Source organism: Streptomyces sp. iso_384 (assembly GCF_056172905.1).
On record NZ_JBWBTT010000001.1, the window covers coordinates 4,677,150 to 4,701,035 of the forward strand.

The following is a 23,886-nucleotide window of genomic DNA, read 5'->3' on the forward strand; positions in this document are numbered from 1 at the left end:
AGGAGCGGCAGGTGTGGATCACGCCCCGTCCCCGGCCCGCAGGGATGGGGACCTTGTGTCCTGGCGCCGATGCGTACCGAATGCCGGGAGCCCAGGCCGGGGGGAGGTGTTACAACTGAGGATGTGAACCCGTCTCGTCTCTCGCGCCCGGCGGACCGGTGCGGGCGAATCTAGGCAGAAGATTCGGAAGCGTCGCCGGACAGGTATTCGTCCTTCAGGTGGCGATCGTGGTGCTGCTCGCGGCTGGTGCGCTGCTGGCCCTGGTCCTGCAGTCGCGGTACGACATCGACCGTGAGGCGCGCAACCGGTCGGTTTCCGTGGCTCAGACCTTCGCGAAATCCCTGGACCTGCAGGAAGCGCTGAGGTCTCCGGACCCGTCCGCGATCCTGCAGCCCCTCGCCGAGGAGACACGCAAGCCCGCAGGCGTGGACTTCATCGTGGTGATGGACACGAACGGCATCCGCTACAGCCACCCCCAGCCCGACCGCATCGGCGAGCGGTTCGTCGGCACGATCGAGCCCTCACTGGCCGGCCAGGTGCACACCGAGAGCGTGGAGGGACCGCTCGGCAAGGAGATCCAGGCGATCGTCCCGGTCACCTCTCCCGAGGGCGAGGTCGTCGCGCTGGTCTCGGCGGGTCTGACGGTGCAGAGCGTGACCGGCATCGCCGACCGTCAGCTTCCGGTCATCCTCCTGGCCCTCGCCATCGGTCTCACTCTGGCCACCGTCGGCACGGCGCTGATCAGCCGAAGACTGCGCCGCCAGACCCATGGGCTCGGCACGCAGGAGATGACCCGCATGTACGAGCACCATGCCGCGGTGCTCCATGCCGTCCGGGAAGGGGTGCTGATCACCGACGGCGACGGACGACTGCTCCTGGCGAACGACGAGGCCGGACGGCTGCTCGGCCTGCCGGACGACGCCGAGGGACGCCTCGTCGACGAAGTCGGCATGGACAGCCGAATGGCGGAACTGCTGCTGTCCGGCCGGTTGGCCACCGACGAAGTGCTGGAGGCCGGGGACCGGCTGCTCGTGGTCAATCAGCGGCCCACCCGGCCACGGGGCTCGGCGGTCACCATCCGCGACTCCACCGAGATGCAGCTCCTGAGCAGCCGGGCGGAGACGGCCCGCAGGCGACTCAAGCTGCTCCACGACGCCGGAGGTGACATCGGCACCACCCTCGACGTGGTGCGCACCGCGGAGGAACTGGCCGACGTCGCCGTTCCCCGGTTCGCGGACTTCGTCACGGTCGATCTGGCCGACCCGGTGCTGACGGGCGACGAGCCCGGCCCGGGCGCCGACATGCGGCGCACGGCGGTCAGCGGCATTCGCTCCGATCACCCGCTGTACCCGCTCGGCAACCTGATCGAATTCCTGCCGTCCACGCCGCAGGCCCGCGGATACGGCACGGGCACACCCGAACTCGTGCCCGATCTCCATGACGCGCCGGGCTGGCACGCCCAGGACGCGCCGCGGGCATCGGCGATCGTCGGCTACGGGATCCACTCGCTCATCGCGGCTCCGCTGAAGGCGAGGGGCGTCGTGCTCGGGGTGGTCAACTTCTGGCGGTCTCAGAAGCCGGAACCGTTCGACGAGGACGACCTGTCCCTGGCCGAGGAGCTTGTCGGCCGCGCCGCGGTCATGATGGACAACGCTCGCCGCTACACCCGCGAACACAATCTCGCCGTGACGCTCCAGCGCAGTCTGCTGCCGCGGGAACTGCCCGAGCAGAGCGCCGTGGACGTCGCGCACTTCTATCAGCCCGCCCAGTCCGGGGTGGGCGGGGACTGGTTCGACGTGATCCCGCTGCCGGGCAGCCGCGTGGGGCTCGTCGTCGGAGACGTCGTCGGGCACGGCCTGCACGCCGCGGCCACCATGGGGCGGCTGCGCACCGCCGTGCACAACTTCTCCGCCTTGGACCTGCCGCCCGACGAACTCCTCGCCCGTCTCGACGACCTCGTCCAGCGCATGGACCAGGAGGGCGACAGCGCTGCATCGGACGGCGGCGTCCTGGGCGCGACCTGCCTGTACGCCGTCTACGACCCGGTCTCCCAGATCTGCGCCATGGCGCGGGCAGGGCACATGCCACCGCTCGTGGTCGCCCCGGACGGCACGACGACGATCTCGGAACTGCCGGCCGGCCCCCCGCTGGGGTTGGGAGGCAGGCCGTTCGAGACCATGGAACTGCGCCTTGCGGAAGGCAGTCAGCTCGTCCTGTACACCGACGGGCTGGTCGAGGAGCGGAGCCGGGACATTTCAGAGGGCTTGGAAAGGCTGCGCACGGCGCTGAGCCACCCCGACCGCGACCCGCAGGCCAGTCGCCGCGCCGTACTCGACGCCCTGCTCCCCAGCAGGCCCTCCGACGACATCGCGCTGCTCATCGCCCGGACACGGACTCTGGGCCCCGGCCGGGTCACGGAGTGGGACGTACCGTTCGACCCGAGCGAGGTCGGCGCCATGCGCGGCCTCGCGGCCGAGCAACTCGAGGAGTGGGGCCTGGAGGAACTCGCCTTCACCACGGAACTGATCCTCAGCGAGCTCATCACCAACGCCATACGGTACGGCGCCGCGCCGGTTCGCGTTCGTCTGTTGCGCGATCGCACTCTGACCTGCGAGGTGTGGGACGGCAGCAGTACCGCCCCGCACCTGCGGTACGCCGCCACCACGGACGAGGGAGGCCGCGGACTGTTCCTGGTGGCGCAGCTCAGCGAGCACTGGGGCACCCGGTACACGCCGGAGGGCAAGGTCATCTGGGCCGAACAGGTCCTCCCCGCCGTCGGCAGTGCCCTCTCCTAGAGCACGGTTCGTCCGCTGACCCGCCGTCGCCTCAGGAAGGCGACCGCGCGAACGTCAGGGCGGTTGCCAGGGCATGCGATGGACCGGACTGGTGGCGAAGAGGTCCTGGTGGCGGCCGTGGGCCGCGACGGCCCGTCGGACAGAACGACGATCCGGAGGCATGCCGAACGGGGAGAGGCGGTGGTCGACGACCAGGATGACGCGTGGCCGGCCGGTGCTCCTGAAGTGAGGGGCCGGCGCTGGTCGAACACGGCTCACCTTGACCGAGTCAAGGTGGTGCGCGTCAGGTCCGTCGAGTGTGCTGGTCCTCAACGAGTCCCCGAGAATGATCGAGGGGTCGTTTCAGATTTCCTCTGAAACGACCCCTGACCTGCGACTCTTTCGAGTCGGGACGACAGGATTTGAACCTGCGACCCCTTGACCCCCAGTCAAGTGCGCTACCAAGCTGCGCCACGTCCCGCTGGCGTCTGACCTGGGGTTTCCCCTGGCTGAACGCGCATGAGAACAATACCGCACTCCGGGAGGTGGTCACCAACACCATTCCGCGCTTGACCTCAACCATGGTTGATGTTGAACGCTCGGTGCCATGACGAACACAACCGCCGCACCGGCCTCCGGCCACCGGGTCGCATCCGCCCCCGATCTCCGGGATCTGCCGCGTCTGATCGCCCTGATGACCGGGGACGAGAAGCACGCGCCCGCCGCCCATTCCACGCTCGACGCCCTGTGGGTGCTCTACAGCAGGGTGCTCCGGGTCGCACCGGACACGGTCGACGACCCCGCGCGGGACCGCTTCCTGCTGTCCAAGGGGCACGGGCCGATGGCGTACTACGCGGTCCTCGCCGCCCACGGCTTCTTCGGCGAGGAGCTGTTGCCCGGCTTCGGGGCGTACGACTCACCGCTCGGGCATCACCCGGACCGGCTGCTGGTGCCGGGGGCGGAGATCGGCAGCGGGTCGCTGGGGCACGGGCTGCCGCTCGCCGTCGGGACCGTCCTGGGTCTGCGGGCCCAGGGCCGCACCGATCCCCGGGTGTGGGTCCTGATCGGCGATGCCGAGCTGGACGAGGGCAGCAATCACGAGGCCATCGCCCACGCGGGCCCGGCCGGGCTCGAACAGCTGCACACGCTGGTGATCGACAACGCCTCCGCCACCCATGGCTGGCCCGGCGGCATCGCCTCCCGCTTCGCCTCCGCCGGATGGGCGGCGGTGACCGTGGACGGCCGCGACCACGAGGCCCTGTACACGGCGTTCACCGCGCCCCACCCGGGCAGACCGATGGCCGTCGTCGCCCGCGTCGACCCCAAGAACTGACCGCAGCAGAGCGAGAACCCCGGGAGGGACCCTTCATGGACACCATGCGTGACCGATTCATCAGCACCGCCTCGCAGCTCCTGGACGAGGAGCCCCGGCTGGCCGTGGTGCTCGCCGACATCAGCGCCGACGGTTTCGCGCCGGCTCGGCGCGCCCACCCGGACCGGGTCGTCAACGTCGGCATCCGGGAACAGCTGCTGGTCGGGGCCGGGGCGGGGATGGCGCTGACGGGCATGCGGCCGATCGTGCACACCTTCGCCAGCTTCCTGGTGGAGCGCCCGTTCGAGCAGGTCAAGCTGGACTTCGGGCACCAGGGGGTCGGCGGGATCCTGGTGAGCGCGGGCGGCTCGTACGACTGGCCGGCCGGCGGCTTCACCCATATGGCCCCCGGTGACGTCGCGCTCCTGGACACGCTCGACGGCTGGACCGTGCAGGTGCCGGGCCATCCGGACGAGGCCGAGGCCCTGCTGCGGGAGTCGGTCGCGGGCGACGACCGGGTGTACGTACGTCTCTCCCTCCAGGCGAACCGGGAGGCGCGGCCGGTGGGCGGCGCGGGCGGGTTCACCGTGGTGCGTGAAGGGCGGCGCGGGACCGTGGTCGCGGTCGGACCCATGCTCGACAACGTGCTCGCCGCAACCGAGGGGCTCGACGTGACCGTGCTGTACGCGACGACCGTGCGGCCGTTCGACGCCGCGGGGGTGCGCCGGGCCGCCGGCGCCGCCTCGACCGCGGACGTGGTGATCGTCGAGCCGTATCTTGCGGGCACCTCCGCCGCCACGACGGGCGAGGCGCTCATGGACCTGCCCCACCGGGTGCTCGGACTGGGCGTGGGCCGCGCCGAGCTGCGCCGGTACGGGCAGATGGAGGAGCACCTCGCGGCCCACGGCCTGGACCCGCAGAGCCTGCGGGCCCGGATCACCGGCTTCCTGCGCCCCTGACCCGCAGGCCTGGGCGCGGATCACGGGATTCCCGCGCCCCTGACCGGCGCATGTCCGGGGGCACTCTGATGGCCGGCCGCCACGCTCAGCCTCACCCCTCCCCCGGTCCGTCCTCCCCCTGGGCCGCCAGCTCCGGATGCGCCGCCGCCAGTCGGCGCGGGGCGACCTGCCGCCAGGAGTCGGCGAGGATGGCAGCCAGCTCGTCCGCGTCCTCCAGCGCGGACAGCCGGACGCGCATCCAGGCGTAGTGGTCGTCATGCCCCTCGCGGATGAAGAACTTCTCCGGCTCCGTGGCGATCAGCTCGGCGCGGTCCTCCCGGGGACACTTCACGCCCATCGTCGTCTCGTCGTCGCCGAGCGAGGCGAAGATCTTGCCGGCCACCCGGAAGGTGGGCTGCCCCCAGGCGAGCTTCTCGGTGGTGTCGGGCAGGGACAGCGCGGCCGAGCGGACGTCGGCGGCCGTGATCGTGGGGTCGGCGGTCATCCCGTGTCTCCGTTTCGACGGCACCGGCGGCCGTGGCCGGGTTCGATCCGACCGTAACGCCCAGCACCGACAGCCACCCGCGACCGGGCCTCGCGCCGGGCCGGCCCGGTGGGCGCTGCAGACCCATTGACCCCGCCGGAGGGCTGAACCTACGCTGAACGGCGTACTTCAGAAAGCGCTTTCTATACACCCCACAGTCGGCTTCTACCGCACAGGGAGCGCCCCATGAGACGCCGTTCGTTACGCCGGGCCGGCCGCGTCGGCCGATCCCCCGGCGGCCCGTCCCCCCTCATCGCCGTCACCTTGCTCCTGGCGCTGGTCCTCGCTCTGCTGGTGGCCTCGCCGGCCGGTGCACAGGCGGCCGCCCCGTACCGGGTGCTCGTCTACTCCGAGGTCACCAACTCCGACCACCCCTCGATCCCGGCCGGCATCGAGGCGGTGAAGAAGCTCGGAGCCGAGCACGGCTTCGAGGTGGAGGCCACCGCCGACTCCGCGGTCTTCAACGACGCGGACCTGGGCCGCTTCCAGGCGGTCGTCTTCAACAACACCAACTCCACGCCCGAGACGGGTGATCTGCTCAACGCCGAGGAACGGGCCGCCCTCCAGCGGTACATCCGGGCGGGCGGCGGCTGGGTCGGGCTGCACTCCGCGTCCGCCAGCGAGCGGGACTGGGAGTGGTACGAGGGCCTGGTCGGCGCGATCTTCGACAAGCACCCCGTGCCCCAGACCGGCCGGATCAAGGTCCTCGACCACGCGCACCCCTCGACCCGGCACCTTCCCGACCTCTGGGAGCGCCAGGAGGAGTGGTACAACTGGCGCACCAACCCCACGTCCAAGGTGCACACCCTCGCCCAGATCAAGGTGCGCGACGGCATCGACGGGCTCGACGAGGGCGTGGACCATCCGTTCTCCTGGTGCCAGAACTACGACGGCGGCCGCTCCTGGTTCACGGCGGGCGGGCACGACAAGGCGGCCTTCGAGGAGGAGGCCTTCGTCCAGCACCTGCTCGGCGGCATCCAGTGGGCGGCCGGCGCGGCGGAGGGCGACTGCACCGCCACGCGCACCGGTTCGTTCCAGCGGACCCCGCTCGCCACGAGCGATCTGGCGGACCCGTTCGAGCTGGCCGTCGCCCCCGACCGCCGGGTGTTCTTCGCCCAGCGGACGGGCGAGCTGAAGGTCATCGACCAGGAGACGATGAAGGTCTCCACCGCGCTGGACTTCGCGTACACCCCGGAGATGACCAGCCAGTCGGACGGGCTGCTGGGGCTGACGCTCGACCCCGGGTTCGCGGAGAACAACTGGCTGTACCTGCTCTACTCGGACAAGGTCGAGAAGCGGCTGAACCTGTCCCGTTTCACCGTCGACGGCAACACCGTCGACCCGGCCTCCGAGAAGCGGCTGCTGACCGTGCCGACGCTGCGCGGCGAGGGCCGGGCCAACTCGCACATGGCCGGTTCGCTCGCCTTCGGCAAGGACGGCGATCTGTACGCGGCGACCGGCGACAACACCGACCCGTTCGCCTCGGACGGCTTCACGCCGATCGACGAGGGCGAGGGCCGGCGCGCCTGGGACGCACAGGGCACCGCGGGCAACACCAACGACCTGCGGGGCAAGATCCTGCGGATCACTCCCGAGGACGACGGCACGTACTCCGTCCCGGAGGGCAACCTCTTCACGCCGGGCACGGAGAAGACGCGGTCCGAGATCTACGCGATGGGCATGCGCAACCCGTTCCGGATCACCACCGACCCGGTCAGCGGGGCCCTGATGGTCGCGGACTACGGCCCCGACGCCCGCGAGGCGGTGGCGGACCGGGGCCCGGAGGGCACGGTCGAGTACACCCGTATCACGGAGGCGGGCAACTTCGGCTGGCCGTACTGCGTCGGGAACAACACCCCGTTCAACGACTACGACTTCGCGACGAAGACATCCGGCCCGAAGTTCGACTGCTCGGCGCCGGTGAACGACTCGCCGAACAACACCGGGCTGCGGGAGCTGCCGCCGGCCCAGCCCGCGACGGTCTGGTACGCCTACTCCGCCTCGGCCGAGTTCCCGGAGGTGGGCACCGGTGGCGGCGGTCCGATGGGCGGCCCGGTCTACGACTACGACCCGGACAACACCTACCGCACCAAGTTCCCGGAGTATTTCGCGGGGAAGGCGTTCAACTACGAGCTGACCAGGGGATGGTTCAAGACGTTCTCGTTCCAGAGCGAGGACCAGACCTTCACCGATCCCCGGTTCGACCCGGTGGAGGCGGGGGACCTCCAGTCGATCAACGGCATCTTCGAGGACATGGAGTGGAACCAGCCCTTCGACGCGGACTTCGGTCCTGACGGGGCGCTGTACGTCATCGACTTCGGCCTCGGCAGCGGAACGGGCCGCGGCGGCAGCAACGAGGGCGCGGGCATCTACCGGATCGACCACGTCGGCGACGGCCGACTGCCCGACGCCAAGATCACCGTCGACCGGGACAGCGGACCGGACCCGCTGACCGTGACGTTCTCCAGCGAGGGATCGGGCCTGCCCGGCGACCAACCGGTCAGCTACGCCTGGGACTTCGACGGTGACGGCACCACGGACTCGACCGAGGCCGCCCCTTCGCACACGTACACCGCCAAGGGTCTGCACACCGCGCGGCTCACCGTGACCGGCCCCGACGAACTGACGGCGCTCGCGGTGCAGGACATCACGGTGGGCAACACCCGGCCCGAGGTGACGATCCAACAGCCTCCGGACGGCGGGATGTTCAGCTTCGGTGACACGATCCCCTTCACGGTGGAGGTGACCGACGCGGAGGACGACGCGAGCGGTCCGATCGACTGCTCGCGGGTCGTGGTGCAGTCACAGCTCGGCCATGACACCCATCTGCATCCGCTGGACAACTACACCGGCTGCACCGGCGAGATCGTCACGGACGCCGGGGACAGCCACGGTCCGGGGCAGAACCTCTACTACGGGATCACCGCCCAGTACGAGGACGAGGGCGCACCGGACGCGCCCGCGCTGACCGGCTCCACCTCGCTGACCCTGCGCACCTCCTTCCGCGAGGCCGAGCACCGCACGGCGACGGGCGGCGCCAACGGCGGTGCGGACATCGGCAGTCGGGCCGACGCCTCCGGCGGGAAGCGGCTGATCGAGATCGAGGACGGCGACTGGGTCGGCTTCGAACCGGTGAACCTCGAGAACGTCGACTCGGTCACGGTCGGCGCGTCCTCCGGCGGGCTCGGCGGCACCGTGGAGTTCCGCGCGGGCTCCCCCACCGGCAAGCTGCTGGGCTCGGTGGAGGTCCCGAACACCGGCGGCTACGACCAGCTGATCTCGCCGACGACGAAGCTCAAGGACCCGGGCTCCACGACCACGCTGTACGCGGTCTTCACCAACCCCGACTGGAGTCCGGACAAGGCCGATCTGCTGTCGGTCGACTGGCTGCACTTCAACGGTCCGGGGGTGGAGAAGGAGGCCGGGACGACGGTGGCGGTGAAGGCCGAACCGGCGTCCGGCACCGCACCGCTCGCCGTGTCGCTGAGCAGCACGGTCGAGCTCGCGGAGGGCCGCACGATCGCCTCGTACCACTGGGACTTCGGCGACAACGTGAAGCCGTCCGGCCCCGAGGGTGCGACGGCGACGCACACCTACGACCGCAAGGGCGCCTACACCGCGCACCTGACGGTCACCGACGACAAGGGCGACACGAGCACCGGCGCCGTCCGCATCGACGTGAAGTGAGGAGTCCCGTGACAACGAAGCACGTGAACGGAGCCCGAAGAGCCTTTCTCGGTACGGCGTTGGGGGCGGTGGCCGCCGTCGGACTGGGCGCCGCCCCGGCTGTCGCGGCCGGCCGGCGGGGCTGCCGGCGGATTCCGCCGTCGGGGATCGGGATGCACCTGTACACCATGCGGACGCCGCTCGCGGAGGACTTCGCGGGCACGCTGGAGCAGCTGGCGGAGATCGGGTACGCGACGGTCGGCGTCAGCGGCCGGCACGGCAACTCCCCTGCGGCGATACGGCGGATGCTGGACCGGACGCGACTCGAGGCGGTGCTGGAGCACGTCGGCTACGGCATCGTGACCGGCCCCGGTCTGCCGCAGGCGCTGGAGGACGTCCACACCCTCGGCGGTCAGTGGATCGTGGTACCGAGCCTGCCGGGTTCGCTGCATTCGCCTGACGGATACCGGGAGGTGGCACGGCAGTTCAACCGCGCCGGGCTGGCGGCCCGGGAGTCCGGGCTGAAGCTGCTCTACCACAATCACGGCAGCGACCATCAAGTGGTGGACGGCGTCAGCCTGTACGACATCCTGCTCGACGAGACCGACCCGGAGCTGGTCGGCTTCGAGCTGGACCTGTACTGGGCGGCCGACGGCGGCTCCTCCGACCCGGGCGAACTGTTCGTCCGGCACCGGGGCCGTTTCCCCGCGCTCCACGTGAAGGACATGGCGCCCGACGGGGACTTCGCGGATGTCGGGTCGGGGATCCTGGACTTCCCGGCGATGTTCGACACCGCGCGGCAGGGCGGGGTGAAGCAGTGGCTGGTGGAGCATGACGCCCCGGCCGATCCGTTCGCCTCGGCGCGTACCAGCTACCGGTATCTGTCCCGGCTGCGCTACTGAGCGACGGCTTCTGCGGTCCGGCCCCGGGTGTGCGGTACGACGCCCGGGGCCGGACCGCGTCTCAGCGGTGGGCGGCGAGGAACTCCCCGTACCAGGCGAGGGTGGCGTCCAGCGCGGCCTCCAGCGGAGTGGGGGCGAGTCCGTAGGCCTTCTCGATGGCGGAGGAGTCCAGGATCTGCGGTTCGGTGTGCTGGTAGAACATCTCGGCGTACTCCGCCATGAAGGTCCCGTCGAACGGGCCGAAGGGGCGGGGCTCGGCGACGACGGTGAAGTCGAGGGGCCGGCCGGTGCGTTGCTCGACGAGCGCGAGGATCTCACGGGTGGTGCGGGCCGATGCGGTGGGCAGGTGCCACACCCGGCCGTCGGCGTCCGGGTGTTCGCCGAGCGTGGCGAGGCCGGCGGCGACGTCCTCGATGTACGTGTAGCTGTGCGGCAGGTCGATGTCGCCGAGCGCGGGCACGGGCTGCCCGGTGAGCGCGGCGGGGAAGACGGCGCCGCCGAGCGTGGAGTTGAGGACCTCGGGCCCGACGAAGTCGGCGGACCGCCCGAGGACGACGGGGAGCCGGCCCTCGCGGTGGGCGGCGAGGTAGCGGGCGTCGAGCTCGGCGCGCATCCGGCCCTTGCGGGTGGTGGCGTTCCACGGGCTGTCCTCGGTCATCACCGCGCCGTGCGTCTCCCCGTACGGATAGACGGTGTCGAGCACGACCAGCCGCGCGCCCGCCCCCTCGGCCGCCCCGACGACGGCCTCCTGGATCCTCGGCATCACCTCCACCTGGAGGTGATAGCCGACATTGACGCAGTGGTACACGACCGCGGCCCCGGCCACGGCGGCGCGAGCGCCTTCGGCGGTGGCGACATCGGCGGCGAACCGCTCGACGCCTTCGAGCGCGGGTCCGCTCCCCGACCGGTCGACCAGCCGGACGGGGTGGCCCCGGCGGACGAGTTCGCGGGCGAGGGCGGTACCGGCGGGTCCGGAGCCGAGGACGGTGTGGCGGGGCTGGGCGACGGTCATGGCAGGTCCCTTCGGGCGGTGGCAGCGAAGGAAGCAGGAGCACGTACGTTTGAAGCACGTTTTAAGCACTCGCTTCCGTTAGAGACAATAACTTCCGAGAGTACTGATCGCAACAGTTTTCGTTAGACCCCTTAACGCGAAGGTCCCGGACAGGAAACCCTGCCCGGGACCGACACCTCCCTGCGTCAACACCCTCAGTCGTGCGCGGACACCGCCCCCAGCAGGTCGCGGATGTGCGCCGCAGCCGCCCGGAACTCCGGGCGGCCCAGCGTCTCGCTGTAGTCGCGCTCGGCGGGCAGGCCCACCTCGATGATCTCCGTGACGGTGCCCGGGCGCGGGCTCATCACCACGACCCGGTCGGCCAGATAGACGGCCTCCGAGATGGAGTGGGTGACCAGCAGGACCGTGGTGCCGGTGGTCCGCCAGATCCGGTTCAGCTCGGTGTTCATCTGCTCGCGGGTGAGGGCGTCGAGCGCGCCGAACGGCTCGTCCATCAGCAGGACCGGCGGTTCGTGCAGCAACGCCCGGCAGAGCGCGACGCGTTGCTGCATGCCACCGGAGAGTTCGTGCGGATAGGCGTCCTCGAAGCCGGTCAGTCCGGTCATCCGGATCAGTTCGTCGGCCCGTCCACGTGCCTGGGCCGGTTCCATGTGCCGGATCTCGGCCTGCAGCAGGATGTTGCGGAGTGCCGAGCGCCACTCCAGCAGGGCCGCGCGCTGGAAGACGTAACCGATGTCGTGCCGGGGCCCGGTGACGCGCTCGCCGCCGAGGAGGACGTCGCCCGAGGAGGCGGTGAGCAGGCCGGCCACCAGCTTGAGGAGGGTGGACTTGCCGCACCCCGACGGTCCGACGATGGCGACGAACTCGCCCGGCGTCACCTCCAGCGACACATCGCTGAGCGCCGTGACGTCGCGCTTCTTGCTGCGGAAACGGACCGCCACGTCCGTGAGCCGGACCCCGGCCGCCGGGCCCGCCCCGGCGGCGGACGGGGCGGGCGGGGTCGTCTGCTGCTTCGGCATCGTCATCCCTTCAGCGCCGTGTTCGCGTCCCAGTACTCCCCCACGGCCTTCGGCTTCGTGACCATGCCCGCCTCGGCGAACACGTCGATGGTCTGCTGCCAGTCCTCCTCGGTGTTGACTCCGGGCGCCTTGCCCTCGGTCGCCGCCGTGTGGAGCAGGGTCAGCGTCGTCGTGAACTGCTCGGACAGCACGGCCTTCGGCGGCAGTTGCTCGGAGGCCCCCTCCATCGCCGCCACGGCCGGTTCGGGCGCCTTCGCGGCGGCCGTCCAGGCCTCGCTGACCGCCTCCACCATGCGTTCCGCCACCTCCGGCTTGGAGCTCAGGATCTTCTGACCGGCGAGCAGCCCGTTGGAGTAGAAGTTCAGCCCGTGTTCGGAGAAGCGGAGGTAGGAGACCGGCTTCTTGGCCTTGTCCTGCATGGTCGGGCCCTGGTCGCTGGCGTAGCCGAGCAGCCCGTCGGTCTTCCCCGAGATCACCGCGGCGATCTTGCCCGCCGGGTCGGTGTTCTGGACGGTGACGTCCGATTCCCCGATGCCGTTCTTCTTCAGGAAGATCGGGAAGGTCTTCGACAGCGCGTCCCCGGCCGTTCCGGCGATCGTCCGCCCCTTCAGGTCGGCGGGCCCCTCGATGCCCTTGGCGTCGAAGGACTGCACGGAGGCCGGGGTGGTCTGGAGGAAGACGCCGAGGCTCTTCACCTTGACGCCCTGGTCGACGCCCGCGAGCAGGGCCGGGGTGTCGGCCCAGCCGAAGTCGGTCTGCCCGGCGGCCGTCGCCTGGACGGTCTTCTGGGAGCCCTGGCCCGCCCGGATGTCCAGGTCGATGCCGTGCTTCTCGAAGATCTTCTGCTGCTTGCCGTAGTAGAACGGCGCGTGTTCGCCGTACGGATACCAGTTGAGTGTCAGCGTGACCTTGTCCAGCTTCTTGCCGGAGTCACTGGTGCTGGTCGAGGCGTCCTCGCCGCCGCAGGCGGTGGCCACCAGGACGAGGGGTACGACACCGATCAGGAGTCTGCGCGCATGCATGGGCTGGCCCTTCTCACGAGGAGGTCGGTGCGTGTTTCAGAACGTGGTGGTGGCCGAGGACTCCCGGCGGCTGGCGTGCCACGGCAGGAGCAGCTTCTCGGCGATCTCGACGACGACGAAGAGCACGACGCCGATCAGCGACATCACCAGCAGTCCCGCGAAGAGCATCGGGGTGTCGAGGTTGCCGTTGGCCTGGAGGATGACGTAGCCGAGCCCCTCGTTCGCCCCGACGAACTCGCCGACGACCGCGCCGGTCACCGCGAGGGTGACGGCCACCTTGAGGCCGGAGAACAGATGCGGCAGGGACGCCGGGAAGCGGATCTTCACAAAGGTCTGCCAGGGCTTCGCCCCCATCGTGGCGGACAGTTGGAGCATCTCCGGGTCCACCGCCTTGAGCCCGGTGACCATCGAGATCACCACCGGGAAGAAGGCGATGAGCACGGCGATCAGGATCTTGGGGGCGATGCCGAAGCCGAGCCACACCACGAACAGCGGGGCGATGGCGATCTTCGGGACGACCTGGGCGAAGAGCAGGATCGGGTAGAGCGTGCGCTCCACCGTCGAGGAGTACACCATCACCACCGCGGCGAGCACGCCGACGGCGACCGCGATGACGAAGCCGAGGAGCGTCTCGTACGTCGTCACCCAGGTGTGCTCCCAGAGGTAACCGGCCTTCGAGGTCAGGACGTCGAGAGTCGCACCGGGCGACGGCACGAGATAGGGCTCGATCAGCTCGGCGGCCGCGATCGCCCACCAGACCACCAGCGCGGCCAGCAGCAGGGCGAGGGGGCGCCAGCTCTGCTCCGCCGCGCGGGCGAGCCGCTCGCCGGTCGTGGGACCGGCCCTGCGGGCGACCCCCGCCACATCGGCGGGGCGCTTGGTCAGCGCGCTCTGACTCACGGTGAACTCCCTGGACTTCGGGGGCAGTTGTGGAGAGCTGTGCAAGGGTGCGATGCTGCGGACCTTACCGTGAAGGCGCTTTCAGAAAGCGCTTTCTGGTAAGGTGCCGCCACGCTAATGACTGCTCCCTCGCACGGTCAATAGGTCGTCCCGAAGTTTCGGGGCCCTGCCACCACCGCACCCCTGGGGGTCGAGTTGAGTGAACGGGAAACACCGGTCCACCCCGATACGCGCCGCCGGGCCCCCGCCGCCCATGTGACGCTCGACGCGGTGGCGCGCGAGGCGGGCGTCTCGCTGGCCACCGCGTCCCGGGCGCTGAACGGCACCACCCGGGTCCGCGACGATCTGCGCGGCCGGGTCCGCGCGGCGGCCGATCTGCTCGGCTACATCCCCAACGCCCACGCCCAGGCCCTGGCGAGCGCCGAGGGCAACCGTACGGTCGGGCTGATCTGCCACGACGTCGGCGACCCCTACTTCGCGGGCATCGCCGGCGGGGTGATGCGCGCGGCCGCCGAACAGGACCTCCTGGTGATGCTCGCCTCCACCTTCCGCGAACCCGCCCGCGAGATCGCGTACGTCTCGATGCTGCGGGCCCAGCGCGCGCGGGCCATCCTGCTGATCGGATCCGGCTTCCAGGACCGGGCCTGGGAGCGGGCGATGGACGCGGAGCTGGAGCCGTATGTCCGGGCCGGCGGCCGGGTCGCGGTGGTCAGCCGGCACCGGTCCATGCGGGTGGACACCGTACAACCGGAGAACCGGGCCGGGGCGGCGGCGCTCGCGGCCTCGCTGGTGGCGCTGGGGCACAGGGAGTTCGCGGTGCTGAGCGGTCCGCCCGAACTGACCACGGTGGCAGACCGGTTGACCGGGTTCCGTGAGGGGCTCGCCGGGGCGGGCATCACCCTGGAGCGGGTGGTGCGGGGCGCGTTCACCCGGGAGGGCGGACACGCGGCGGCGCGGCAGTTGCTGGCCGCCGGGGGGCCGCGGCCGACCTGTCTGTTCGCGGTGACCGATGTGATGGCGGTCGGCGCGCTCGCCGCGCTGCGGGAGGCCGGCATACGCGTGCCCGAGGACATGTCGCTCGCGGGGTTCGACGACATCCCCGTCGTACGGGAGGTGTCGCCGCCGCTGACCACGGTGGCGCTGCCGCTCACCGAGATGGGCGAGCAGGTGATCGCCCTCGCGTTGCGGACACCGTCGGGAGCGGGGCGTTCCCGGGTGCTGCGGATCGAGGGGAATGTGGTCCTGCGGGGCAGCACCGGTGCGCCGCCCGGGAGTTGAGCGGCCCTTGCCGGCTGCGGGGAGCGGTCGGAGTCAGAGCGGGTGGTGGCCCTCCCGGTCGTCGATCTGGCGGACGAGTTCATGGGCGAGCGACTTGATGGTGTCGAGCCCGGCTCGCCCCCAGGGGCGCGGCACGATGTCGACGGCACAGACGGTGCCCAGCGCGATGCCGGTGCGGTCGATCAGCGGCGCCCCGAGATAGGAGCGGATGCCTATGTCGTCCACCACCGGATTGCCCGCGAACCGCGGGTAGTCGCAGACGTCGTCCAGGACGAGGGCCTTGCGCCGGACGAGGACGTGCGGGCAGTAGCCGTGGTCGCGGGCCAGGTACCGGCTGCTGCGGCTGCTGCCCGCCGCCGCCGAACCGAGGTCCTGCCCACCGCGGTTGCCCGCCGGGGTGTGCAGTCCGGCGAAGAACTGCCGGTTCTCGTCGATGAAGTTGACCATCGAGAAGGGCGTGGCGGTCACTTCGGCCACCTTGTCGGCGAAGGCGTCGAAGTTGTCGTAGGAGGCGTCGGGGCGTTCCCCGAGATCCAGCTTGCGCAGCCGCTGTGCGCGGGCCGGGCCGTGCCGGTCGGTGGGCGTCAGCAGCATCCGGCCGGTGGCGAAGGATGTCACGGGTGGGCTCCGAAGGTCTGCAGCGGTGCGGGGGCCGTGGTGGCGTTGATGAGGTGCTGTACGAGGGTGACGAGGGCGCCCGTGCCGGAGCTGGCGATCCGGGCGTCGCACAGGACGACGGGCACCTCGGGCCCGAGGTCGAGCGCGGCGCGGACCTCGTCCGGTTCGTAGCGGTAGGCGCCGTCGAACTCGTTGACGGCGACGATGAATCCGATGCCGCGCCGTTCGAAGAAGTCCACCGCGGCGAAGCATTCGGCGAGGCGTCGGGTGTCGGCCAGCACCACGGCTCCGAGCGCGCCCTGGGAGAGCTCGTCCCACATGAACCAGAAGCGCTCCTGGCCCGGTGTGCCGAACAGATAGAGCACATGCTGCTCGGAGAGGGTGATGCGGCCGAAGTCCATGGCGACGGTGGTGGCCGTCTTGGCCTCCACGCCGTCCAGGTTGTCCGTCCCCACACTGACCTGGGTGAGCAGTTCCTCGGTGGACAGCGGGGCGATCTCGCTGACCGCTCCCACGAACGTCGTCTTGCCGACGCCGAATCCGCCGGCGACCAGGACCTTGAGGGCGACGGGAAAGAACTCGGAGGTTCCGGTGCGGTCAGAGCTGTCGTCGTAAACCATCGAGCACTGCCTCCAGCAGGGATCGGTCGGTGGGCATGTCATGGAAAGCGGGAGCGTGCGCGGTGACGGCGCCGCAGGCGACCAGGTCGGAGAGGATGACCTTGGCGACGACCGCGGGCAGCCGGAGGTGTGCGGCGATCTCGGCGACGGACATCGGCCCTTCGCACAGGCCGAGGGCCACGGTGTGCTCGGGGCCGAGCGGAATGTCCGGCTCGATGCCCGTGGCCATGATCAGGGACAGCAGGTCGAACGCGGTGGACGGCCGGGTGCGGCCGTTGCTGATCGTGTACGGGCGGATCAGCCGGCCGGCCGCGTCGTCGAGCAGGGGCCCGTCCTGCGGGGCCGGCATCCTCAGATCCCCGGGGTGAACGGCGCCCCGGCCGGCTGCCGGAGCGGGGTCGTCAGATAGGGACGGACACTCTTGACCAGCATCGCCATCTCGTAGCCGAGCACCGCGGCGTCCGCCTCGCGCCCGGAGAGGACCGCGAGACAGGTGCCGGATCCGGCGGTGGAGACGAACAGCAGCGTGGAATCCAGCTCGACGACCACCTGCCTGACGTCCCCGTTGTCACCGAAGCGGGCCCCGGCGCTGCGGCCCAGCGAGTACAGACCGGCGGCGAGGGCTGCCATGTGGTCGGCGCTGTCGGGGTCCATGCCGTGCACGGATTTCACCAGCCCGTCGGCGGAGAGCAGGACCGCGCTGCGGGTGTAGGGCACGCGTTGGACCAGCCCGCTCAGCAGCCAGTCCAGGTCCGAGACCTGGCCGGACGGCATATCGCTCGTCATGGTGTCTACTCCTTGAAGGTGGTGTCTTTACGGGGTTCCGGGACGGCCCGGCCGGGCAGGAAGGACTCGGCCGTGAACGCTCCGGCCTCGCCCGCCGCGCGGCCGCGGGCGCCCTCGGCCTGGCCGCCGGGCCGGTGCGCCGAGGTGTCGTGCGGGTACGCGTCGGGCGGATAGCTGTCCGGTACGGGCAGGCCGGCCGCGGGCAGCGCCTGGTCCGGCAGGGGCGTCCGGGCCGGACCGGGGCGGCCGGGCGGGGCGGTGGCTCCGCGTACGGGAAGGGGCGAGAGCGACTCCAGGGGGGCGTCGAGCGCGGTCTGGCCCCCGGTGCCCGTGCCGCCGTGGTTTCCGTAGCCGCCGTCGGGGCCCTCCTCCTCGGCGGTCTGGGCCTCGGCGAGGTCGACGCCGCGCCGGAAGGCGGCCATGAGACCCGGGTCGTGCAGGGCGTGCTCGTCCTCGACGCGCGGGGCGGGCGCCTCGCGCAGCTGCGGTACGAGGCTTTCCTGGTTCGTCCGCTTGGGCAGCTCGGGCCGGGCCGGGGACGGAGCCGGGCGGTCGTCGCGCTCGTGGACCGCCGCCGGTTCGGGCCGGTGGTCGCGCTCGGGCGGGGAGGCGGGCGGGGCGGGGCGGTCGATGCGCTCGGCGCGCAGCGGGAGGGGCGGGGCCTCGCCCTCGGGCGGTCGCCGCCGGCCGTTCTGCCCGGAGACGGGCGCCTGGGGCGGGCCGGCCGCAGGTACCTGGGCCGCCGGCCGGGGCGTTCCGCTCCCGCTTCCGTTCCCGGCCTCGACGGGCGGCCGGTGCACGGCGCCGGGCGGCGGTACGGGCACGGCGTCGGGCGACGGCGGGGCGTCCGGGTCGGTGCCGAGCAGCGACTGCGGGAGGACCAGCACCGCCTGCGTACCGCCGTAGATGTTGCTCTGGAGGCGGACGGCGATGCCGTGGCGGCGGGCCAGGGCCGAGACGACGAACAGGCCGATCCGGCCGTCCTGGAGCAGGTGGGCGACGTTGACCTGGTCGGGGTCGGAGAGCAGGGCGTTCATCCGCTTCTGCTCGTGGTCCGGCATCCCGAGGCCGCGGTCCTCCACCTCCAGGGCCAGTCCGGCGGTGACGTGCTGGACGCGCAGCAGCACCTGGGTGTGCGGGGCGGAGAAGACCGTGGCGTTCTCGACCAGTTCGGCCAGCAGGTGGATCACGTCGGCGACGGCGTGGCCGCGCAGGGTGCCGTCCATCGGCGGGACCAGCTTGACCCGGGGGTACTGCTCGACCTCGGCGATGGCCGAGCGGAGCACCTCGGTCATGGTGACCGGGTTGCTCCACTGCCGCCGGGAGACGGCCCCGCCGAGCACGGCGAGGTTCTCCGCGTGGCGGCGGATCCGGGTGGCGAGATGGTCGACGTGGAAGAGGCCCTTGAGGAGGTCGGGGTCCTCGACCTCGTGTTCCAGCTCGTCGAGGATCTGGATCTCGCGGTGGACGAGGGATTGCAGCCGCCGCGCGAGGTTGACGAAGACCTCGACCTTCTGTTCGTTGCCTGCGCTGCTGAAGAGCTGGGAGGCCTGGACGACGGCGGTGACGGCGGCGTCCTGGGCCCGCGCCATCTCCTGTCCGAGCAGATCGAAGGCGTCGGCCCCGGGCGCTGCCGGTTCCGAGGGCCGCCGGGCGGCGACGGTTTCGCCGTTGCGGAGCTGTTCCATCACCCGTTGAAGCTCGGCCTGGCCCTGGGCGCTGGCCCGGCGGAGCGTGAGGGCCCGGTCGAGCACCTGGCCGGCCACCCGGTTGGCTCCGAGGTAGGCGGCCGCGACGGCGGCGACGGCCAGGGCGGCCGATCCGCCGAGCGCCGCCCAGAGGCTGGGCGAGGAGGCGACGGCTCCGGCGCGGACGGTGAAGATGACAGCGGCGGCTCCGCTGAGCACCGCGGCGATGGCCGGGAGCAGCGCGGTCCGCAGCAGCTGGGGACGTATGCGGGCGTCGGGGGAAGGCCCTGCGGCGCGCGGCCTGCTCGTGGCCGAGTGGGCGCGCGTACCGGGGCGGCCGTGCCGCCCGCCCTCACGGCGGTCCGGTCGCGCGTCAGGTGCGCGAAGTTGAGACATCAGCGTCCTAGGTACAGGGGGCACCGGGGATCGGCGGTCGTGCCGGCGTCCATCAGGTGGCCCCTACGGTGGTCGGTCAGGCTCGGGTCATCGGTCGGCCAGGCCCGAACGTTATGAGCCCACCGTTGATCACCGGGCACACACGGTAGTCGTCAATGACGTATGCGCGACGGGCAGTTGTCGAACTTGCCCGCCATCCGTCCCACTCTGGTATGACAGCTCGCACGCGCGCCCGATTGCGCCGCGTTGACCCCGAATCGCCCCGCGCGACCGACGGCTGCCCACATGCTGGACACATCGCATGCGGCGAGGCCGCACAAGGGGCGCCGATTCCGGGTTTACCCGCAGGCAGGGCACCGCCCGAAGGGGCGGAAGGCGGGCCGGTTACCATATGAGCGCCGCCTAGCTCGAAAGATAAACTTGTGACTGTCAATGACGACTCGTTCACCAACTGGATGCACCGCGAGGAGATCGCGGAGTCGATGATCCCGATCATCGGGAAGCTGCACCGCGAGCAGGACGTCAATGTCCTGCTGCACAGCCGCTCCCTGGTGAACAAGTCGGTGGTCAGCATCCTCAAGACCCACCGCTTCGCCCGGCAGATCGCCGGTGAGGAACTCTCGGTCACCGAGACGATGCCGTTCCTGCGGGCGCTGACGACGCTCGACCTCGGCCCGTCCCAGATCGACATAGGCATGCTGGCCGCGACGTACCGGGCCGACGGGCGCGGGCTCTCCGTCGAGGAGTTCACCGCCGAGGCCGTCGCCGGGGCGACGGGCGAGAACAAGATCGAGCGCCGTGCGTCGCGTGACGTGGTGCTCTACGGCTTCGGTCGCATCGGCCGTCTGCTGGCCCGCCTGCTCATCGAGAAGGCCGGCTCGGGCAACGGCCTGCGCCTGCGGGCCATCGTCGTCCGCAAGGGCTCCGGCCAGGACATCGTCAAGCGCGCCTCGCTGCTGCGGCGCGACTCGATCCACGGCCAGTTCCAGGGAACGATCACCGTCGACGAGGCGAACAGCAAGATCATCGCCAACGGCAACGAGATCAAGGTGATCTACTCCGACGACCCGACGACGGTCGACTACACGGCGTACGGCATCAAGGACGCCATCCTGATCGACAACACCGGCCGGTGGCGCGACCGCGAGGGCCTCTCCAAGCACCTCCAGCCGGGCATCGCCAAGGTCGTGCTCACCGCGCCGGGCAAGGGCGACGTCCCGAACATCGTGCACGGCGTCAACCACGACACGGTCAAGCCGGACGAGCGGATCCTGTCCTGCGCGTCCTGCACGACCAACGCGATCGTGCCGCCGCTGAAGGCGATGGCGGACGAGTACGGTGTGCTGCGCGGGCACGTCGAGACGGTCCACTCGTACACCAACGACCAGAACCTGCTGGACAATTACCACGGTTCGGACCGTCGTGGCCGTTCGGCGGCGCTCAACATGGTCATCACCGAGACCGGGGCCGCCTCGGCCGTCGCGAAGGCGCTGCCCGACCTCGACGCGCCGATCACCGGCAGCTCGATCCGTGTCCCGGTGCCGGACGTCTCGATCGCGATCCTCAGCCTGCGGCTGGAGCGCGAGACCACCCGCGAGGAGGTCCTCGACTACCTCCGCAACGTCTCGCTGGCCTCGCCGCTCAAGCGCCAGATCGACTTCATCAGCGCGCCCGACGCGGTCTCCAGCGACTTCATCGGCTCGCGCCACGCCTCGATCGTCGACGCGGGCGCCACCAAGGTCGACGGCGACAACGCGATCCTCTACCTCTGGTACGACAACGAGTTCGGCTACTCGTGCCAGGTCATCCGGGTCGTCCAGCACGTCTCCGGCGTGGAGTACCCGACCTACCCGGCCCCGGCGGTCTGACCCCGGCACGCTCGTTCGGTACGTCGCCCGGTGCCCGGCAGGGATCCTGCCGGGCACCGGCGTATCTCCCGGCCTACGCCCGGCGCCGGGCGTCCGCCGGTTCCAGCCGTTCGGTCGGGCCGCCGAAGTCGAGGAACAGCGCCCGCTCGGCGAGGAGCCACCGGCCGTCGACCACCCGGAACGTGTCCTCGTAGTGCCCGACCTGCACGGGAAGGCGCGGCGGCAGCATGCCGCCGGAGTGGCCGTCCACGCGGTACGTCGTGAAGTACGTGCTCGCGGTCGCCGTCGCGGCGGATGTCAGGGTCACCAGGATGTTGGTGCACAGCCGGCGCGAGAGCCGGTCGGCGGGGCGGCCGCCGAAGTAGGCGCGCAGGGCGGCCCGGCCCTCGATCCGCCGGTCCCCCTCGGCCCATTCCCAGACCCCGTCGGGGGTGAACAGCTCGGCCACGTCGCCGGGTTCACCCAGATCGAGGGTGCGGACGAACTCGACGACCAGCCGTTCGCAGGCGCGCTCGGCGATCAGACGCTCCAGGGGGCCCGGCAGCTCCGGGGGATTCAGCGCATCGGTGTCCATCGCCTCTTCCTATCAACGTGTGCCGCGGCCGCACGAGGTGTTTTCGGTGGCCCCGGAACGCGTCGCACGGCGTCGGCGTCCAGTCCGGTCAGCCGGGCCGACTCCTCCCACAACGCCCGCGCCATGACGGCGTCCTGGGCGCGCTTCGACTTCCGGGCGGGCACGGGCGCTCCCCGGGTCTCGCCGAGCCGGGCTGGTCCGTAGCAGGAGCCGCCCGGGGCGTCCGGCAGCGTCGCCGCGTACAGGACGGGCAGGGCGGCCGCCGAGGTCGGGCATGTCGTCAAGCGTCCAGGAGTGCATGGGGCACGCCTCCCCCGTGTCGGCGTCGCCACACGTGCGGCGGGGCCCCGCCGCGCGGGCGGGGCTCAGAGCTGGCCGAGGTCCGAGCTGACCCACCGTTCGGGGCGCAGGGTGATCACGACCTGCTCGCCGTGGTTCTCCCAGGCGAAGTCCACGTAACCGGCGACTTTCCCGGCCGGGAGGTAGCGGGCCGACACCTGCTCCAGGTCGGCACGGGTGGCGGGGCGGGTGTCGACGACGGGTCCCTCGACGGAGACGTACCGGATGGTCGGCTCGAGCCGGTCGACGAGCAGCGTGAACCGGCCGGCGGCGGCGATCAGTTCGGCCTTGCGCGAGGTGCGGCCGGTGAGGATCCGGACGTCGCCGCCCGCTTCGTACTCGTACCAGATCGGCACGCTGAGCGGGGCCCGGTCACCGGCCCCCGACGCGACGGCGAGTGCGGCGACATGGGGTTCGGCGAGGAACTCTTCGCGCTCTTCACGGGTGAGTGCCACTGCGCGCTCCTTCGTAGGGGGGATTCGGGGCTGCACCAGTGTGCCCCGCGCGCCGGGCCTGTCCCCCGGTCCCCGCCGTCGGCGTGTCCTACGCGGCTCCCTGGGCGCGGGGGGCCTCCTCCGTCCGCCGCACGACGGCCGCACCCCGCAGCGCGACAGCGCACCAGACGGCCACGAGCAGCAGGCCGGCGGCGGCGAGACCGGCGACTTCGAGCGGCTCCGGCCGCCAGCCGAGGGTCAGCCGCGTACCGATCATGACCACGCCGATGGCGGCCGTCTCCGGTTCGTGGACGGGCACCTTGGCGGCGACGAGGCGCAGTACGGCGGCCAGGGCCAGACCGATCGCGGTCCAGGCGAGCAGATAGGGCCAAAGCGGTCCCGGAGCGGCGGGCGGCAGACCGAACTCCTCCGGCCCGATGCGGAAGAGCGCGCCCACCCATCCCAGCGCCACACCGGCGGCGGTGACGGCCACGGCCCACACCGCATGGCGCCAGAGGGGGCCGGGCCGCACGTGCGCGTCCTCGGAGTCGTCGGGGTCATCGGGAAGACCGTTGACGAGGCTCTCAGGAAGATCGTTCATGCACGATGAGACGCGTACGGGGCGACATTCGTTGCACGTTCGGGCGGCGACTAGGCTCCCTGGCATGAGCAGCGGCCATGACGACGAGCCGATATTCGTCCGCTCGAACTGGGGAACGAGTCGCTATGTCTACAACCCGAGAAATCCGATCGGGATGGGCCTCATCATCGGCTCCCTGCTGTTCGCCGCCGGGGCCATGTACTACCTCCAGGCACGTTCCTCCTGGAGCGAGGGCGAGCTGCGCGACGCCGTGAACGTGGCCGTCCGGGAGCTGGAGTCAACGCCGCAGACCCTGGGCTCATGGACCGGCGGATACAAGAGCATGATCCGCGACGCGCTGGAGGAGAGCGGGAAGGGCCCCTCGACCGGCGGCGTGGTGTACGTGGAGGAGGCGAACGATCCCTACGACGAGGACGCGAACCCCTCCGTCGACCTGTTCGAGGTCAGGGCGGAGAACGTCGACGCCTCGTTCTGTCTGAGCGCGTCGCCGCCGGAGCCGGAACCGGGACTGACGGGTGTCGATGTCAGCCTCTCCATCGCCGTCGAGGAGGGCGGGTGCTGAACCCGACCGGCGTCGATCCGAAGCGGATCCGGA

At 71.1% G+C, this 23,886-nt stretch carries 21 protein-coding genes, 1 tRNA gene and 1 pseudogene; 8 read left to right on the top strand and 15 right to left on the bottom strand.

The genetic code is table 11. The features are described from left to right. Positions 1 to 218 precede the first annotated feature (218 nt). The gene (locus AC0VY3_RS20955) at positions 219 to 2,795 is read left to right on the top strand and encodes a SpoIIE family protein phosphatase (protein ID WP_475550280.1); all 2,577 of its coding nucleotides are present in this window, start codon (positions 219 to 221) and stop codon (positions 2,793 to 2,795) included. Between the two features lie 386 nt (positions 2,796 to 3,181). On the opposite strand, the gene AC0VY3_RS20960 is transcribed toward AC0VY3_RS20955, so the two are convergent. After that, positions 3,182 to 3,255 (bottom strand) — tRNA-Pro (locus AC0VY3_RS20960). 126 nt (positions 3,256 to 3,381) lie between these two features. Here AC0VY3_RS20960 and AC0VY3_RS20965 point away from each other — a divergent pair. Both AC0VY3_RS20965 and AC0VY3_RS20970 read left to right on the top strand, forming a co-directional pair. Further along, positions 3,382 to 4,107: a thiamine pyrophosphate-dependent enzyme gene (locus AC0VY3_RS20965; protein WP_103510759.1), complete on the top strand. Its 726-nt coding sequence runs from the start codon at positions 3,382 to 3,384 to the stop codon at positions 4,105 to 4,107. 35 nt (positions 4,108 to 4,142) lie between these two features. Beyond that, positions 4,143 to 5,045 carry a transketolase family protein gene (locus AC0VY3_RS20970; RefSeq protein WP_475550281.1) on the top strand — a complete coding sequence of 301 codons (903 nt, stop codon included), beginning with the start codon at positions 4,143 to 4,145 and terminating at the stop codon, positions 5,043 to 5,045. 91 nt (positions 5,046 to 5,136) lie between these two features. Here AC0VY3_RS20970 and AC0VY3_RS20975 read toward each other — a convergent pair whose 3' ends face one another. Further along, positions 5,137 to 5,529, bottom strand: coding sequence for an MmcQ/YjbR family DNA-binding protein (locus AC0VY3_RS20975; protein ID WP_103510757.1), 393 nt, complete (start codon positions 5,527 to 5,529; stop codon positions 5,137 to 5,139). A 225-nt stretch (positions 5,530 to 5,754) separates the two neighbouring features. Between AC0VY3_RS20975 and AC0VY3_RS20980 the strand changes: the two genes are divergently transcribed. Both AC0VY3_RS20980 and AC0VY3_RS20985 read left to right on the top strand, forming a co-directional pair. Next, entirely contained in the window at positions 5,755 to 9,255 is a 3,501-nt protein-coding gene (locus AC0VY3_RS20980; protein WP_475550282.1) for a ThuA domain-containing protein, read from the top strand. Between the two features lie 152 nt (positions 9,256 to 9,407). Next, positions 9,408 to 10,136, top strand: a complete 729-nt coding sequence (locus AC0VY3_RS20985) for a sugar phosphate isomerase/epimerase family protein (RefSeq protein ID WP_475551714.1) — start codon at positions 9,408 to 9,410, stop codon at positions 10,134 to 10,136. 61 nt (positions 10,137 to 10,197) lie between these two features. Here AC0VY3_RS20985 and AC0VY3_RS20990 read toward each other — a convergent pair whose 3' ends face one another. The 4 genes from AC0VY3_RS20990 to AC0VY3_RS21005 form a co-directional block, all read right to left on the bottom strand. Further along, a complete protein-coding gene (locus tag AC0VY3_RS20990) occupies positions 10,198 to 11,148 on the bottom strand; it encodes an NAD-dependent epimerase/dehydratase family protein (protein ID WP_475550283.1) in 951 nt (316 codons plus the stop codon). Between the two features lie 194 nt (positions 11,149 to 11,342). Further along, complete coding sequence (locus AC0VY3_RS20995; RefSeq protein ID WP_475550284.1) at positions 11,343 to 12,173, bottom strand: ABC transporter ATP-binding protein; 831 nt, start codon at positions 12,171 to 12,173, stop codon at positions 11,343 to 11,345. Then, a complete protein-coding gene (locus AC0VY3_RS21000; protein WP_103510752.1) occupies positions 12,170 to 13,189 on the bottom strand; it encodes an ABC transporter substrate-binding protein in 1,020 nt (339 codons plus the stop codon). The genes AC0VY3_RS20995 and AC0VY3_RS21000 overlap by 4 nt, the downstream gene beginning before the upstream one ends. Positions 13,190 to 13,225: 36 nt before the next feature. Continuing rightward, positions 13,226 to 14,089 carry an ABC transporter permease gene (locus AC0VY3_RS21005; RefSeq protein WP_242737541.1) on the bottom strand — a complete coding sequence of 288 codons (864 nt, stop codon included), beginning with the start codon at positions 14,087 to 14,089 and terminating at the stop codon, positions 13,226 to 13,228. Positions 14,090 to 14,344: 255 nt separating this feature from the next. On the opposite strand from AC0VY3_RS21005, the gene AC0VY3_RS21010 reads away from it, so the two are divergent. Then, positions 14,345 to 15,367: a LacI family DNA-binding transcriptional regulator gene (locus AC0VY3_RS21010; protein ID WP_103510750.1), complete on the top strand. Its 1,023-nt coding sequence runs from the start codon at positions 14,345 to 14,347 to the stop codon at positions 15,365 to 15,367. 33 nt (positions 15,368 to 15,400) lie between these two features. On the opposite strand, the gene AC0VY3_RS21015 is transcribed toward AC0VY3_RS21010, so the two are convergent. The 5 genes from AC0VY3_RS21015 to AC0VY3_RS21035 are packed head-to-tail and all read right to left on the bottom strand — an operon-like array spanning position 15,401 to position 19,475. Further along, positions 15,401 to 15,985 (bottom strand): GAF domain-containing protein, encoded by a 585-nt coding sequence (locus AC0VY3_RS21015; RefSeq protein ID WP_475550285.1) that lies wholly within the window; start codon positions 15,983 to 15,985, stop codon positions 15,401 to 15,403. Next, positions 15,982 to 16,605 carry a GTP-binding protein gene (locus tag AC0VY3_RS21020; protein ID WP_103510748.1) on the bottom strand — a complete coding sequence of 208 codons (624 nt, stop codon included), beginning with the start codon at positions 16,603 to 16,605 and terminating at the stop codon, positions 15,982 to 15,984. Before AC0VY3_RS21020 ends, AC0VY3_RS21015 begins: the two co-directional genes overlap by 4 nt. Further along, positions 16,583 to 16,954, bottom strand: coding sequence for a DUF742 domain-containing protein (locus AC0VY3_RS21025; protein WP_030076475.1), 372 nt, complete (start codon positions 16,952 to 16,954; stop codon positions 16,583 to 16,585). Before AC0VY3_RS21025 ends, AC0VY3_RS21020 begins: the two co-directional genes overlap by 23 nt. A gap of 2 nt (positions 16,955 to 16,956) precedes the next feature. Further along, positions 16,957 to 17,391 carry a roadblock/LC7 domain-containing protein gene (locus AC0VY3_RS21030; protein ID WP_030582309.1) on the bottom strand — a complete coding sequence of 145 codons (435 nt, stop codon included), beginning with the start codon at positions 17,389 to 17,391 and terminating at the stop codon, positions 16,957 to 16,959. A 5-nt stretch (positions 17,392 to 17,396) separates the two neighbouring features. After that, positions 17,397 to 19,475, bottom strand: a complete 2,079-nt coding sequence (locus AC0VY3_RS21035; RefSeq protein WP_475550286.1) for a sensor histidine kinase — start codon at positions 19,473 to 19,475, stop codon at positions 17,397 to 17,399. Positions 19,476 to 19,897: 422 nt separating this feature from the next. On the opposite strand from AC0VY3_RS21035, the gene AC0VY3_RS21040 reads away from it, so the two are divergent. Further along, entirely contained in the window at positions 19,898 to 21,343 is a 1,446-nt protein-coding gene (locus AC0VY3_RS21040; RefSeq protein WP_137228475.1) for a glyceraldehyde-3-phosphate dehydrogenase, read from the top strand. Positions 21,344 to 21,416: 73 nt separating this feature from the next. On the opposite strand, the gene AC0VY3_RS21045 is transcribed toward AC0VY3_RS21040, so the two are convergent. From AC0VY3_RS21045 to AC0VY3_RS21060, 4 genes and pseudogenes are all read right to left on the bottom strand, one after another. Beyond that, positions 21,417 to 21,917, bottom strand: a complete 501-nt coding sequence (locus AC0VY3_RS21045) for a nuclear transport factor 2 family protein (RefSeq protein ID WP_103508689.1) — start codon at positions 21,915 to 21,917, stop codon at positions 21,417 to 21,419. Between the two features lie 65 nt (positions 21,918 to 21,982). Further along, positions 21,983 to 22,204: pseudogene (locus AC0VY3_RS21050) on the bottom strand (short-chain dehydrogenase); the annotation flags it as partial. A gap of 78 nt (positions 22,205 to 22,282) precedes the next feature. Then, positions 22,283 to 22,711, bottom strand: coding sequence for a pyridoxamine 5'-phosphate oxidase family protein (locus AC0VY3_RS21055; RefSeq protein ID WP_103508690.1), 429 nt, complete (start codon positions 22,709 to 22,711; stop codon positions 22,283 to 22,285). Positions 22,712 to 22,799: 88 nt separating this feature from the next. Beyond that, positions 22,800 to 23,291, bottom strand: a complete 492-nt coding sequence (locus tag AC0VY3_RS21060; protein ID WP_103508691.1) for a hypothetical protein — start codon at positions 23,289 to 23,291, stop codon at positions 22,800 to 22,802. A 64-nt stretch (positions 23,292 to 23,355) separates the two neighbouring features. Here AC0VY3_RS21060 and AC0VY3_RS21065 point away from each other — a divergent pair, with 64 nt between their 5' ends. Further along, complete coding sequence (locus AC0VY3_RS21065; RefSeq protein WP_475550287.1) at positions 23,356 to 23,853, top strand: hypothetical protein; 498 nt, start codon at positions 23,356 to 23,358, stop codon at positions 23,851 to 23,853. Positions 23,854 to 23,886: the final 33 nt, after the last annotated feature.